Source organism: Mucilaginibacter sp. PAMB04168, from assembly GCF_039634365.2.
Classification (GTDB): Bacteria; Bacteroidota; Bacteroidia; order Sphingobacteriales; family Sphingobacteriaceae; genus Mucilaginibacter.
The window spans coordinates 4,724,695-4,739,004 of record NZ_CP155079.2 but is presented as its reverse complement, the minus strand read 5'-3'; the positions used below and the strand labels follow the sequence as shown (position 1 = coordinate 4,739,004).

Annotated in this window: 10 protein-coding genes and 1 rRNA gene; 6 read left to right on the top strand and 5 right to left on the bottom strand. The window is 41.3% G+C overall.

Annotated features, from left to right (window positions below):
* Positions 1-97: 97 nt before the first annotated feature.
* Positions 98-209 (top strand): 5S ribosomal RNA (gene rrf, locus ABDD94_RS20030).
* A 706-nt stretch (positions 210-915) separates the two neighbouring features.
* Here the strand turns inward: rrf and ABDD94_RS20025 are convergent.
* Genes ABDD94_RS20025 through ABDD94_RS20010 form a run of 4 tightly spaced genes read right to left on the bottom strand, consistent with a single transcriptional unit; the run spans position 916 to position 7,926 of the window.
* On the bottom strand, positions 916-2,472 hold the full coding sequence (locus ABDD94_RS20025) for a hypothetical protein (RefSeq protein ID WP_345953714.1): 1,557 nt from the start codon (positions 2,470-2,472) through the stop codon (positions 916-918).
* Positions 2,469-4,433 (bottom strand): glycosyltransferase, encoded by a 1,965-nt coding sequence (locus ABDD94_RS20020; protein WP_345953713.1) that lies wholly within the window; start codon positions 4,431-4,433, stop codon positions 2,469-2,471. The genes ABDD94_RS20025 and ABDD94_RS20020 overlap by 4 nt, the downstream gene beginning before the upstream one ends.
* 30 nt (positions 4,434-4,463) lie before the next feature.
* Entirely contained in the window at positions 4,464-6,548 is a 2,085-nt protein-coding gene (locus ABDD94_RS20015) for a cellulose biosynthesis cyclic di-GMP-binding regulatory protein BcsB (protein ID WP_345950324.1), read from the bottom strand.
* A gap of 31 nt (positions 6,549-6,579) precedes the next feature.
* Entirely contained in the window at positions 6,580-7,926 is a 1,347-nt protein-coding gene (locus ABDD94_RS20010) for a HAMP domain-containing sensor histidine kinase (protein ID WP_345950325.1), read from the bottom strand.
* Positions 7,927-7,989: 63 nt separating this feature from the next.
* Here ABDD94_RS20010 and ABDD94_RS20005 point away from each other — a divergent pair, with 63 nt between their 5' ends.
* On the top strand, positions 7,990-9,138 hold the full coding sequence (locus tag ABDD94_RS20005) for a cellulase family glycosylhydrolase (protein WP_345953712.1): 1,149 nt from the start codon (positions 7,990-7,992) through the stop codon (positions 9,136-9,138).
* 49 nt (positions 9,139-9,187) lie between these two features.
* On the top strand, positions 9,188-10,168 hold the full coding sequence (locus tag ABDD94_RS20000; protein WP_345950327.1) for an acyl-ACP desaturase: 981 nt from the start codon (positions 9,188-9,190) through the stop codon (positions 10,166-10,168).
* A 112-nt stretch (positions 10,169-10,280) separates the two neighbouring features.
* Here the strand turns inward: ABDD94_RS20000 and ABDD94_RS19995 are convergent, their stop codons facing one another.
* Positions 10,281-10,613 (bottom strand): hypothetical protein, encoded by a 333-nt coding sequence (locus ABDD94_RS19995; protein ID WP_345950328.1) that lies wholly within the window; start codon positions 10,611-10,613, stop codon positions 10,281-10,283.
* A gap of 145 nt (positions 10,614-10,758) precedes the next feature.
* On the opposite strand from ABDD94_RS19995, the gene ABDD94_RS19990 reads away from it, so the two are divergent.
* From ABDD94_RS19990 to ABDD94_RS19980, 3 genes are all read left to right on the top strand, one after another.
* Entirely contained in the window at positions 10,759-11,784 is a 1,026-nt protein-coding gene (locus tag ABDD94_RS19990) for an aldo/keto reductase (protein ID WP_345953711.1), read from the top strand.
* Between the two features lie 249 nt (positions 11,785-12,033).
* Entirely contained in the window at positions 12,034-12,987 is a 954-nt protein-coding gene (locus tag ABDD94_RS19985) for a TIGR01212 family radical SAM protein (RefSeq protein ID WP_345950330.1), read from the top strand.
* A 64-nt stretch (positions 12,988-13,051) separates the two neighbouring features.
* Positions 13,052-14,290, top strand: coding sequence for an acyltransferase (locus ABDD94_RS19980; RefSeq protein ID WP_345953710.1), 1,239 nt, complete (start codon positions 13,052-13,054; stop codon positions 14,288-14,290).
* Positions 14,291-14,310 lie beyond the last annotated feature (20 nt).

The following is a 14,310-nucleotide window of genomic DNA, read 5'->3' as shown; positions in this document are numbered from 1 at the left end:
CTGTTGTTTACTCAGAACTAACATTACTTCTTTCAATTATTGTCATTGTTTAAGGTAGTCCGTTTAATAAAGGGCTGCTAAAAAACATTAAAAATATTCAGGTGCCTATATCGGCGGTGTCCACCTCTTCCCATTCCGAACAGAGAAGTTAAGCCCGCCAGAGCCAATGGTACTGCAGTAAAATGTGGGAGAGTAGGTCGGCGCCAAACCTTTTCAGTTAACCCCCTGTAACTAATCATTACAGGGGTTTTCTGCTTTTATAGCCCCCCTAACACGCCTCGCTGATTGTTTCAAAACAGCCTCCACTCAACTTATTCCCCGCTTACACCATAGCTTCCCAGCCTTCCAGGCAGCATGTTCAACCCTATGAGCATTGAAATGCTATAATCTTGTCGTTTCCGTCAGTTCTAGCTCTTTATGTTCTTCCATCTAACTTCATAATGCCTTGTATTCATGATGCCTTCTTAGGGACTTGTAAAGGGGGAATGCAACCTAGTTTGTAATGTTACGGAAGCTGATGCTTTACTCAAAGATGTATGTATTCTCATGGATTACACTTACTAAGTTTCAGTTAAAGAGGAACCGTTGCTACGATAATTACAAAACAAGGGTTTTTGATTTCGTCTGTTAGTACTTGAATCCATTATCGGCAATTTGCTTTTCAACCTCGCATGAGGTTGAAAAGATACTTAATAACCGCAATGACATTCAGCTGTTTGGGAACGAGTTGCGCCGGCGCTTTAGGGAGGTCTTTCTATATATAACTATACAGGTATGAGCCGCTAATATTTAAAGTATCGGCCTTAACCAACTATGATGTCCAGAGTTGTATTGCACGATAAGGAGCCGACTTAACGATCTAAAACAAGAAAGCCCGGCTTAAGCCAGGCTTTAAATAAGGGTACAAATGACCTATTAATCCAGGAAGCGGTATAACGTCCAATAATCAGTCACATAAATCTTATAGACGTACAGGCGTGGGTTTTTCCGCTTAATGTTATCCAAGTAAAAGTCAGTCAGCTGTGTATATCCTAACATAGGGTTGGCTTCGTTAGCTATTAACACGTAGCCGTTGTATTTCTCCGGTGCTTCTACAGCCCTTAGGTAATTATCCTGATAGGGCATTGTAAGTTGTTTAATGTTCTTTACATAGCAGGCTACGGTATATGCAACTGCATCATCTACCAAAATTGGATCTTCTCCTTCTTTCATAGTGTTGATGTAATTGGCTAATTCGTGATTTTGCTCGTCAACTCTATTGGTGGTACGATCAAATAATGTATTGGCGAAATTGTACTCTTCAGGAATATAAGACTTATTTAAAAACACAAAGCCAATATATAACTGCACCGCTACAACTATGGCCAGGGCGGCTTTGAGCATGCGCTGGTTCTTAACAAAGCGCGCCCGAAAAATGATACAAAGCAGTGCCAGAACCAGGAACAACAAATAATATTCATACACCAGGTTAACCCGGTCATACTTAATTTTCAAAAATTCTATTAAGCCAAAAGGCGTAAGTAAGGTAAGTATCTGGTAGGTGTTCTGCTTAAAAAGATAAATGGCTAATACAATCATCGGGCAAAATATAATAGCCTTTAAAGACACCAGCACCGAAATTTCCGGTATGTCAAATTTGGTTGAGGTTAAGCTGTACTCAAACTTCTCGGCAATAATGTTCCAGGTTGCATATGGGCTATCTAGAAAGTAGTTTAAGTCGTCTGCGTGGGTAAGATTCAATACTTTATAAATCGCTATGGAAGCGATTGGGAGAATGAATATAATGCTGTAGATAGAGAACGTTTTATTGATAAGCTTACGGCGCAATGATGGGTTGTTAAAACTCATATGTAGCCTGAATACTGATTCTTTCTCACTTAAGTTTAGGCTATGCAGCGATATGGATAACACCAGAGGGATAAAGAATAACGATAGCCAAATACATTTATAGTCGCTAAATACCAATAACACAAAGAATATACTGGCAACCGAAATGTGATAGGTGGTATTAGAATTATAAAACCTCAACATGTTCAGGAAAAACAGGAAGAAGAAAATAAGAACCATGTATGTGCCTTTACCTGAGCAGGCTGTATAGATTAGTCCAGGATGTAAGGCAAAAAGTATGACCAGTATCAGGAGGTAAAAGTTGTCCTTGTTGCGTTTGATCAACGAGGTAGCCATAATGTAGAATAATACGGCGGTACCTACTGCCGACGCCAGTATAGGTGCCAGCAGCGAGTCGAGAAAGCTAAAAACATAAGAACCATAAAACGGAAGTATGGGCGATGTCAAACCCATAACCCGCAATTTATTACCTAAGCCATGGCTAACAATCTTTCCTTTCTCAATGTAAAACAATGACTCATGATTGGTATAGCCAAGCTTGTTTAAGAAAACACCTATTATTATATAGTAAACAGCCAGTAAAAGAGTAATTAAAATTAAATAGAAGGCTTTTGACCGTTTCATTGCTTAGCTGCGTTGTTTTGGTTATGTGTTTTACTTAAACCGTGGTTGGTTTTTTCCCAGTAGAATGGATTTACGATAAGCTGATACAAGCCCTTATAAGCCGATACAGAATGCATTAACCAATATAAGGGGTTAGCAATAGCAAATAAAATCAGCTCGTAATAGCGGCGCTTAAATACGGCCATCATGTTTACATAAATCATCAGGATGTTCCCAACCATCAAGTTAAAAATGGATATGAATAAAACCCAGTCAGGAAATAAGGTGCGTATGATGCCCAAGTCAAACACTACATAAGCAATGAAGATGAGAATCAGTATAGGGTTAATGAGGAACATTATAGGCGTTGCACCCACAAAGAAGTTAAATCCTAAAAAGCCCTTAAATCCAATTTTACGAATCAGTAATGCAGGATCGCGCATGTGCACAAGGTACGTTTGCATATAACCTTTAATCCAGCGTGAACGCTGACGTATCCAGTTAAAGAAATCATTGTTGGCCTCCTCGTACGTAGTAGAATTAATTACCGCAATTTTATGACCTTTAGCGTAAGCTCTTACACCCAAATCGGCATCCTCTGTTACGTTAAAAGGGTCCCACGCACCTAAATCAACAAGTTGTGCTAATTTGAAGTGGTTGCTGGTGCCACCCAACGGAATCGGGATATCCAGCGTATCCAAACCAGGTAATACATAGTCGAACCAGTAAGAATACTCGAGGGTAAACATACGTGTCAGGAAATTCTCATTACGGTTAAAGTAGTTTAATGCACATTGTACGCATATAAACTCTTCTGGCAGCTTGTTAAACATCGCCACCACCTTTTTTAACTGGTCGGTATCTGGAATGTCTTCGGCGTCGTAAATGGTAAGATACGTGCCCCTCGAAAAATGCAAGCCGTAATTACAAGCTTTCGGCTTGGTTTTCGGCATGTGAAAAGGAACCACAATTACCTCAAATATTGCCGGGAAATCGAGGTTGCGAACAGCATTTAGTGTTTTATCGTCGTCTTCTTCAATCAGCAGTTTAATATCAAGCTTGTTGCGGGGGTAATCGATACTCTGCAGGTTCCAAATTAGTTTCTTAATCAGCTTATCCTCTTTATAAACCGGTAATTGTATAGTGTATACAGGTAAATCATCATCATTTAGGCTTTTTAACTCGCTTTTGGTTACCGCCTGGTATAGCTCAAACTTTGAACCCACCAGCGAAAGGAATAACTTGAACGTTATGGTACATAAAAAAAACGTACTCATAATCACGTTCATAATAATGGAGGTGACTTTAAAGTTAAGTATTAAACCGGCAGCTATAACGCCAATAAAACTGAATATAAATATGAGTTGTTTGGAGGTAAAGGTAGTTAAGGCCGAACTGGCGTTATCACTGTTTAGCAACTCAAATACGGCCGACTTAACATATTTCTGACCAAGCAACTTATGGCTCAACCAGGTGATATCCAGATCGGATGCCACAATGATGAGGGGCTCCATGCCATAGGTTAACCTAATGAAATCAATAAACAACTGATCATCCGGGTTGGCCATTATAGTTACCACCCGGTGGTTCTCTATACGTAGCGGAACAGCCAGGTGTTCATCTGCAAACTTTAGCTCAATCTTCTCCAGAACGGCTTCATCAAACGCTTCTTCTCTGATCTGCTCAAAAACATAACCTGCATTAGTTAAAGAGCGTTCATAATTTTTACGTGATATAAAGCCAAAATTAAGGGCAATTTTAACCGGCGACTGACCAATCTCGGCCGAGTAGGCGTCAATTTTGTCGCAATCTTCATTGCTCAGGAAATTATCCTGAACAAGTATCTGAAAGATGGACGAATTGCGCGTGCCGGAGTAAACCCCGTCAAAGCTACTTTGCATCAAATCTTCACCCTGGGTAGTACGCATATTATAAATTGGGTAAGTAATTCTTAAATAAACAATAGCAGAAAATGGATCCATTCTCTGCTATTGTTTGGCAATACAGGCTTACTATTGTTCGCCTAAGATATCTTGTGACTTTTGCACTTTAGAACGTACGTACAAGAATGCCAGCAGTATTAATACTAATACGCCCAACAGCACGTACAGGTTGTAATTTTCCCAGAAACGGGCCAGGCCGCTTTTTGCATCTGTATACTCAATGTTATCATTGGTTTTATCAATGTTAAACAGGTATTTGTTGCCATTTACGTCGGCTACGCTTACGTTACTGCTTAGCGTTGATAACTGCTCTGTGATAGACTTCGAGGCCGATAGGAATGCGCCGTTCAGATCCTGACCGGTAGCGGTCATTACCAATATTGCATTGTGGCTGCCACGACCATAGAAGATCTGCGCTAAACCGTTCGAAACAGAGTCAGATAACGCATACACCATCTTGTTATCCTCGTTACTGTACAGGCGAAACGCGTGGTTAAACTTAATAGGTGCATCAGGGAACTTGTCCATTAGGCCGTCATCTTTCGATAGCAATGCCACAACGTTATATTTCTTTAAATCACCGTCAGTAACCTCATCAGAGTACAGGAACTTAGGGAAGTTATTACTGTTTAAGTTGTTATTAAGCTCGTATACAACCTCGCCAACCGCACCTGCTGCATATTTAGCGTAGCTTTTGCTTACTACTATACGGGTTTCACCTTCGTTAAATGCTTCAGGGTACTGGTAAAAGCTAAGTGTATTGTTAACAAACGGATTTCTCGATTCCAGGTATGATTTATCAACGTCGATCTCACCAAAGAAATTCAGGAAGCTGTTTTGACAGTTACCAGTTGACGGATAGAAACGAAACTCAGCAGTTAACGAATTGTATTTGCGGTGCTGATAACGGTTCACAATAACCGAACTGTTTAACTTACCCGATTCGTTTAACTTTTCGCTACTGATGAGCATGCCATTGAGATATATGTTAAAGAAACCACGGTCGTTAGCACTCATGCCACTGTAGGTACCCACAAATCGGATTTCTACTTCTTTAGGTGTAAAGCTAAAGTCGCTGTTTTTAAAGTTATAAACGCTTCTTAACGAACCAATACCCGACATGAAGTTGGAAACACCACCAACATCCCTAAAGGTAAGCTTAGTACGTTGCTGATTCAGGTTCTTGGCTTTATCATTGTCGGCATTGTTAATTACTAAGTAATTACCAAAGGCTGAGTTTAAAATATTGTAGTTACCCAGGGCTGTAATTGCTTTTTCATAACCGCCCTCATCAGCGCCGGTAATAAAGAGGATCTCGTTAGTAGAGAAGGCCTGGCGTGCTGCTGATATGGACGAAATATAACGGTAGCGGTTAGCTGTTGAATCGTTATTGCTGCCTTTATAGAGGTATATTAAGCCCTGGCCGCCTTGTGGAGTAACCGATATTAAATTACGCTTATCGGCAGGCAAATTATCTATTGTACCAACCATTACGTAGTTTTTGATACTATCAGGAATTTTGTCTGCAGAATACACGCGCAGGTCGCTTACCGCCAGTGATCTTTTTATTTTATTGTATGCCCAGGCAACAGCTTTTAAATCAGCTAAGTTAGGGTTGCTTGGATAAACTATGGCCGTTTTGGACTCGAATGAATTGCTAATGTTTACATGGTTAGCAACGTTAGGATTAGTGCTTTTTGTTAATGACAAGAAAGAGTAGCTTTTTACCTTGATCCACATAGCGGGGTTGTCAAGATCCTTACACTTGTTATCAGTAATGGTAAGCAATGTTTTTACCTGTACTTTCAGGAACTGACCTTTATCGGTCAGGTAGCTGCGATTTAAAGGAATAACTAAACGCTGCACCGAGTCGCGGGTCATACGACCGCTAAACACCGGTTTATCTGCGATGATAATGTTGATGTAAGAAAGGTCTTTAATCAACGCTTGCGACGGCTCAAAATACAACACCAGTTTACTGTTGTTCATTTCAACCAATGGGTCCATACGGAAATAGAATGAGCTTACACCGCTCATGCCATAAATTACCTCATCATCATGGCCAAAAGTTTTAAAAGATATGTTGGTTTGCCCAACCGTGACCTTTGCAAACAGGGTTGTTAGTAAAACTAATAGGGTCAAAAATTTATTCATATTAAGTGCAGGTTATTGTTCTTAAGTTAAGTTAAATGGCAAAAAATTCTACTCTGAAATAATTACCGTTATCATCGCTCCGGTATATAAGCTCGCCACCCATTTCAATGGTCATTAGCTTGGCAATAGATAAACCCAGGCCCAGGCGGCTCTCTGCAGCCGAGCCCGATGCATCGTTTAGCGTTTTGAGGCGGTTAAACATTATATCTAATTCCTGCTGGCCTATGGCAATGCCTTCATCTATAATCTCAAACACAAATTTTTGCCTCTGCAGGCTGGTCACCACGCGTATGTTATTGTTGGTTTGCGAAAATTTGATAGCGTTTGATAACAGGTTTTGAAATACCTGGCTGGTAAATACCTTATCAAGCCGCACATTTAGCGGGAGCTTTAGTATGTTATCAATCAGGTGAACGTTTTTCATGCCGGCCGTATCAACCAGGCCTTTAAATACCTGTTGTACTACGGTGTTGCCATCAAAAGTTTCTAAGTTAAACTTAATCTCTGTCGACTCAATTTCCTTTACATCCATCAGCGTTTTGAGCAAATACTGCATCTTTTCGGCCGACTCGGCTATATAATGAGAGAATTCTTTCTGATCATCGCTCAGGCGGTACTCTTCTTCGCGTATCATATTGTTACTCATTACTATAGAGCCGATAAGGTTTTTCAAATCGTGGCCGGCAATATTTATAAAGCTGTTTTTTTGCTCGTCTAACCGGCGTAGCTTATCGTATTGTATATCAATTATGCTGTTCTTCTCCATGATATCGCGGTTTTGCGATTTAAGCTGCTCGTTTGATTGCTCAATAAGTAATTGAGAAGCCACCTCGCGCTGTATAACTTTAAACCGTGCGGTAGGTATAAGGCATGATATGAGCGCTATAATAAAGAAGTACTGGCCCCCGTTACCTATAAAGAGGTCTAAACTATAATTGCTTAAAATGTTGTATAATAAAGCTAGCAGTACTATCGCTACAAGGGCTTGAATTAATGAATTTACCGGCTCCCAAAACACCTGCAGGTTAAGAAACAGGATGATTACCGAGTACATCAGGAAGTAAATGGTAAGGTGATTGATATCTACCACGCAACATAGCACCGCTGTAGATGCTGATAACAAGAAGAAACTAATGTGAAGAAGCAGGCGGTGGTCCAACTTTTTACTCTGAAAATAGTTATATAGACCATAAATGGCTATTACTACGATAATACGGGTAACAAGGATAGAAAACCACGAATTAGGGAAGTAAATAAAATCAATAATACCAAGTAATGGATATAAGAATATTATGGTCCAAATGATATTATTGGTGAGGAACCACGCTTTTTTACGGGTTTCTTTCGCAAACTCTTCTTTATTGATTTGGGCAATCATTTATGGGTATTAGCAATAGTTAATCAGGAGTTAAAAACCGCCTTCTATAAAATAAGCAACTGGATGTTAGAAACCGATAACCGCAAAATTACTGGCTTAAAAGTACCCAATTTTAAACTTTTACGAAAGGCAGTGGTAATAGTTTGTGTGCTGATTGCAAAAAGCACACCAACCTTGGCACAAGACAGGGCCGTTGCATTTAAAAGAGCCGCCAGTCTCGACAATGGTATCAGCATATCATGGCTGGAGCAAACCTGGGATGATAAGGCCATTCAACAAAACAGAGTTGGGCCGGCTGATTTCAAATTGCTCAGGCAGTTGGGTTTTCGCAGTGTAAGATTGCCTGTGGCGTTCGAGTATTATCAGGCTAAAAATATACCTATAGTTAATGTGCTGAAGCGTATTGACGAGGTATGGCGCTACTGCAGTAAGAACAATTTGAAGCTGGTTATCGACTATCACTATGGTACAATAAGCGATACAAATTACACCACAGCAACGCAAAAGGCCATTAAGACCTGGCAGTTGTTAGCCAGACGCTATGCTAAGGTGCCTGCGGATAGATTGTTTTTTGAACTATATAACGAACCACCACCCATGGATCCGCAGCGCTGGAAAGATGCAGCTTTTAATATGGTAAGCAGTATACGCAAGGTCGATAAAAAGCGAACGCTACTGGTGGGTGCCTCAAATTATAACAGTATTTACGAGCTGAGCCGCTTTGTACGCCTGGCCGATGAGAACATTATTTACATTTATCATTTTTACGAACCTTTTTTCTTTACCCACCAGGGAGCGGCATGGGTAGGCGACCAAGTGTCTACAACTGGGGTTCCTTTTCCCTATAACGTAGAAAAATTTCCAGCACTTAACCCGAAAGCAAAAAATACCTGGGGGGAAACCAATTACAATCAGTACAAAAATGATGGTAATGAGCAGTCGGTTAAAGACAAGTTGCAAATTGTAAAAAACTGGTCGGCTAAATATTACGTTCCTGTATTATGCAGTGAGTATGGCGTTTATAACAAGTACGCCGATTTAGATAGCCGTTGCAGGTATATAAAAGCAGTGAGAACTTCGCTTAAGCAGCTGCAGATGCCGGGCATGCTGTGGGATTATGATGGTAATTTTTCTATTTTTAAAGGAAAGCCATCGCTGGCCACTTTGCCCGACTGTATGAAACAAGCTATAGGCATCACACGTTTAAAGTAAATTATATTAACCGGTTTTATTTGAGTAACTTTGCTTACTAACTACGATTATGAAATTTTTTGAAGAGCAGCGGCGAGAAGTGATGAAGCATATTGAAAAATACATGCTCGAAAAAATGCATGAATTTTTGAAGCCCATCGATCAGATCTGGCAGCCGTCCGATTTATTACCGGATTCAACAAGAGACACCTTTTTTACTGAAATTAAAGAGTTACAGGAAAGCGCACAGGGATTATCTTATGACCTGGTGGCCGTTCTTATTGGTGATACAATTACCGAAGAGGCCCTGCCTACCTATGAATCGTGGTTAAGCATGGTTGAAGGTGTGGACAAAGGCGAGCACAGCGGCTGGATGACTTGGACAAGGCACTGGACTGCTGAAGAAAACCGTCACGGCGATCTGCTGAATAAATATCTTTACCTTTCAGGCCGTGTTAATATGCGTGCAATGGAAGTATCAACCCAGTATTTAATTGCCGATGGCTTTGATATTGGCACCGGTACCGATCCATACCGAAATTTTATATATACATCTTTTCAGGAAATGGCTACCAACGTATCTCACCGTCGGGTGGCTTCATTAGCTAAAAGAGATGGCGACGCGCTCCTGTCAAAAATGTGTGGTGTTATTGCATCTGACGAGGCCCGGCACGCAAAAGCCTACAAACACTTCATGAGTAAAATATTTGAAGTGGATGCTAACGAGGCTATGCTGGCGTTTGAAGATATGATGCGCAAAAAGATTGTAATGCCTGCGCATTTTCTTCGCGAAGTGGGTTTAAAGATAGGCCAAACCTTTGGTCACTTTACCGACGCAGCACAGCGCCTGAGCGTATACACTGCTGTTGATTACGTTGACATTCTGAAAACGCTGATTGATGAATGGCAGATTGAGGGTATGACCGAATTAAATGAAGCCGGTGAAAAAGCGCGTGACTATATAGTTAAATTGCCAGACCGCTTAATGCGCGTGGCTGAGCGTATGAAGAACCCTATGCTCGAGTACAAGTTTAGCTGGATACACGGGTAATTAATGAAAGCCCTTTGCAAAGGGTTTTAGTAGCATATACTTAAGAAAAATGTCATTTCGCGCATTCGCCCGGGATGACATTTTTTTTGGCTAATTCCCCTTCCTGAAATACCTATGACCGTTCCTCAATCATATCAATGTTGTCCCGGCCGGGGTAATCCATGAACAGGTTATTTAAAATATCTTCCAGGGTCAATACATTTACATCATCTGTATAATGTTCAGATTTGGTTACATGCAGTTCCTGATCATTCACAATCTCAATCTTAAACAAGAAATCTTCGTAAAGATCTGGCTGTGCTATTTGGACGCCGTTGCCGGTTAAGATAAAAACAAAATCAATATCGGCATGGCGCTGCTTTTTAAACAGCGGGCCAAGTTCCTGTTGCAAAAAGTCCTTAAGTTCCTCAGCGTTTACAGGGCCTTTAGTATGTATAATCTTCATGGGGTTAGGGCAAATTAGTGTTAACAAATTACAAGCAGGCTGCCTAAATTGTTTCGGCGTCAAACTAAGCTGCATATGGTTGGTTTAAACATAATCGTCATTTACTAATTTTGTTTTAGCGCTTTCCAACAGGAGCATTATTCTTATGAAATATAAATTACTTGGCCGCTCGGGCCTTAAAGTATCCGAATTATGTTTAGGTACCATGGGCTTTGGTACCGAGGGGGGCTGGGGCGCCGATAAGCAAGGTAGCTTTGAAATTTTAGATGCCTATGCCGAAGCTGGAGGTAATTTCTTAGATACAGCTAACGTGTACAAGCTGGGTACCAGCGAAAAGATTATAGGTGAATACCTGACTAACCATGACCGCGATCAGTTTGTTGTAGCTACGAAGTATACACTTAAGGATAATACTACAAATCCGAACGCATCGGGTAATAACCGGAAAAATATGATGCGCAGTGTAGAGGAAAGCCTTAAACGTTTACAAACTGATTTTATTGATGTGCTATACCTGCATATTTGGGACCATATTACACCCATTGATGAAGTACTGCGGGGCCTGGATGACCTGATACGGCAAGGTAAGGTAAACTATGCGGCCATAAGCGATACACCCGCCTGGGTAGTAGCTAAGGGTAATACGCTGGCCGAACTGATGGGCTGGAGCCAGTTTATTGCGCTGCAGGTGGAGTATAGCCTTATACAGCGTACCCCCGAACGTGAACTGATACCCATGGCCAAACACTTCGGCATGACGGTGACGCCCTGGGCTCCACTGGCAGGCGGAGCATTAACCGGTAAATACTTACGTGGCGAAAACGGTCGTGTAAAGCCTGAAAGCAACCGGCGCGATGCCAATAGCGAACGCATAACCCGCGAAGTGATGGCTATTGCTGACGAGTTGGGAACCCACCCCGCACATGTGGCGCTGGCTTGGATGATGCAGCAGGATTTTTCATGTATACCTATCGTGGGTGCTACAAAGCTTGATCAACTGATGCAAAATTTGCAGGCGGCCGAAGTGGTATTAACTGAGCAACACAAATCCCGTCTTGATGAGGCCAGTAAAATAAGTTTGGGTTTCCCCGGCGATTTCTTCAATGAAGATAACGTAAAGATAAACTCTTTCGGAGGCTTCTATGATCGGGTAGAGAAGAGACGGGGGTAGGGCTTACCTACTTCTTCACTAACAAGGAGGGAAGAAGTTTAGAATAGCTATTAATCTGCAAGCTATCAATGCATAACATGGTTTAGCCAATATGAAGCGCATGTGAAAATATGTGCTCAATCTGAGTATTAATTTACTCGCGTGATGTTGAGATTTTTGTCCATTAGTTATTCAAACCGCCGGTATCATTACTTTCGGCTGAAAATAGTGGGTTTTTAAGCTTTTATTATTTTGTATCTTTGCGGTCCGATGCAATTGACAGAAGATACAGTTAAACAGGGATTTAAAGGCTACAATAACTACGGCGCCTGGCTGCGTAAAAAGTACGAGGGGCAGCGTGTGTTTAAGGTAATTGTTGATGGTGGGTTTACCTGTCCTAACCGTGACGGCTCTAAAGGCTATGGCGGCTGTACTTACTGTAACGTCGATTCATTTACACCATCAGTATCACGCCAGGCACCCTCCCTGCGTGAGCAGGTAATACAGGGCATGGAACGTGCTCGAAAAGGCAATAAGGCCGATAAATTTATTATCTATTTTCAGCCTAATACCAATACTTATGCCCCGGCGCATTACCTCAAAATGCTGTATGATGAGGCTTTGAGCATAGATACCGAGAATATTGTAGGGCTATCAGTCGGTACCCGTCCGGATTGTATTGATGCTGAGAAGATTGCGTTGCTGGAAAGCTATACCGACCGCTTTGACGTTGACTTAGAAATGGGTATGGAATCCATTTATAATGACACCCTCAACCAGATTAACCGCGGCTGTACGCACGATGACCTGATTAAAGCGCTTAAGCTGGTGGAAAACAGCAAACTCGATATTTGTGTGCATACTATTTTTGGTTTTCCGTGGGAAACCCGGGAGATGATGCTGCGCTATGCCGACGAGATAAATCGTTTTCCGCAAATCAAATTCGTAAAGTTCCATCATCTGCACATTGTTGAAGGTTCGGTTATGGGGGTAAAGTATAAACGCGAGCCGTTTAAGCTTTTCAGCCTTGACGAATATGCTGACTTTTTATGCGACCTGCTCCCGCTTGTTCGCCCGGATGTGGTTGTGCAGCGCTTGTTCGGCCTGTCAGACCGTGAGTTACTCATTGCTCCAAACTGGCAACTTAAAAAATCAGAAATACAGTATTATATCGACCAAAAGATAGAAAGCCGAGGCATTATACAAGGCTCCGCATTGTTGTAAACGGTGTTTGGTATTTGCTTTGTAATAAACTCATTGATTAATTTTGAGTTTAATTTAAACTATTGTGCACCCAAAACCCTTACCAAGCTATATTCCGGCCTTAACCGGCGTGCGTGCCCTTGCTGCTTACCTGGTGTTTATTTCTCACTTCGATTACATATTCGACGGGAATTTTCCTCATGCCGTGCAAAGATTTCTACAGGAATTTCACATGGGGGTTACCATATTCTTTGTACTGTCGGGCTTTTTAATTACTTACCGCTATTATCATAATTTTCATTTAACGAAAGACTGGTTTAAGCAGTACCTTAAAAACAGGGTGGCTCGCATTTACCCTATGTACTTTTTACTCACTGTACTAGCCTTTGTTTATTACTACTTCAGTCACGATACCCGTATCACCAAAGATTTTCCTTCGCCTGTATTACTGCTGCTTATGCACGTAACGTTTGTACGTGGTTTTTTCAGTGATTTGTGGGACACCGGCATAGCCCAAGGCTGGTCACTTACAGTAGAAGAATGCTTTTACTTTTCAGCACCGTTTGTTTTCCTTATCTCTAAAAGGTATCGTAAACTATTTATTCAGCCTGTGATTATTACAGGGGTAGCCTTGCTGCTGGTACTTGTTTTCAGAAACATGGATTGGTATGGTTTCTTCGGCAATTTCACCTTTACCATGATCTATACGTTTTTAGGTCGTTGTTTTGAGTTTTTTGTGGGTGTACAACTGGCGCTCCTGCTCCTTAATAAAGGTGTAACCCGAACCAATAACATAAAATATACTTATATAGGCTTTTTGCTCATGATGGTTTGCGTTGGCATTATGTCGCAATTGAGTATCCCTAAGGGCTGGATGGCCGGTTTGCACAACCCGTTTGGCATTGTAACCAACAATTACCTACTGCCGCCTTGCATAGCTATGTTCTTTTATGGTTTGCTTACTGAGTCAACCATATTCAAAACCATCCTGTCGTTAAAATTTGTGGAACTGCTGGGCAAAAGCTCTTATATCTTTTACCTCATTCACCTGGGCTACATCCGCAACTTTTTAAATGACTGGCTTAATGCCGCCAACGATTGGGTTTTTGAGTACTACGATAAGCACGGCATGAACTGGGAGCATTCGCCGTTTGAGAATGACACCGTAAACCTGTTAATTCAGTTTGTACTGCTCAACGCACTGTCTATCTTGTTATTTAAAACAATAGAAGAGCCGCTGAACCACTACATCCGTAAATCAGACTTTTTGATCAAGAACAAGCCTAAAAATCCGGAGAACGAATCAGTACTTATTAAAGGATAACCGATACTGCAGATATTTTG

Bases quoted from the DNA above. Each gene is read 5' to 3' on its own strand.
- ABDD94_RS20000 (WP_345950327.1), top strand. From the start codon at position 9,188: ATGAAATTTTTTGAAGAGCAGCGGCGAGAAGTGATGAAGCATATTGAA.
- ABDD94_RS19985 (WP_345950330.1), top strand. From the start codon at position 12,034: ATGCAATTGACAGAAGATACAGTTAAACAGGGATTTAAAGGCTACAAT.
- ABDD94_RS20010 (WP_345950325.1), bottom strand. From the start codon at position 7,926: ATGATTGCCCAAATCAATAAAGAAGAGTTTGCGAAAGAAACCCGTAAA.
- ABDD94_RS20025 (WP_345953714.1), bottom strand. From the start codon at position 2,472: ATGAAACGGTCAAAAGCCTTCTATTTAATTTTAATTACTCTTTTACTG.
- ABDD94_RS20005 (WP_345953712.1), top strand. From the start codon at position 7,990: ATGTTAGAAACCGATAACCGCAAAATTACTGGCTTAAAAGTACCCAAT.
- ABDD94_RS20015 (WP_345950324.1), bottom strand. From the start codon at position 6,548: ATGAATAAATTTTTGACCCTATTAGTTTTACTAACAACCCTGTTTGCA.
- ABDD94_RS19990 (WP_345953711.1), top strand. From the start codon at position 10,759: ATGAAATATAAATTACTTGGCCGCTCGGGCCTTAAAGTATCCGAATTA.
- ABDD94_RS20020 (WP_345953713.1), bottom strand. From the start codon at position 4,433: ATGGATCCATTTTCTGCTATTGTTTATTTAAGAATTACTTACCCAATT.
- ABDD94_RS19995 (WP_345950328.1), bottom strand. From the start codon at position 10,613: ATGAAGATTATACATACTAAAGGCCCTGTAAACGCTGAGGAACTTAAG.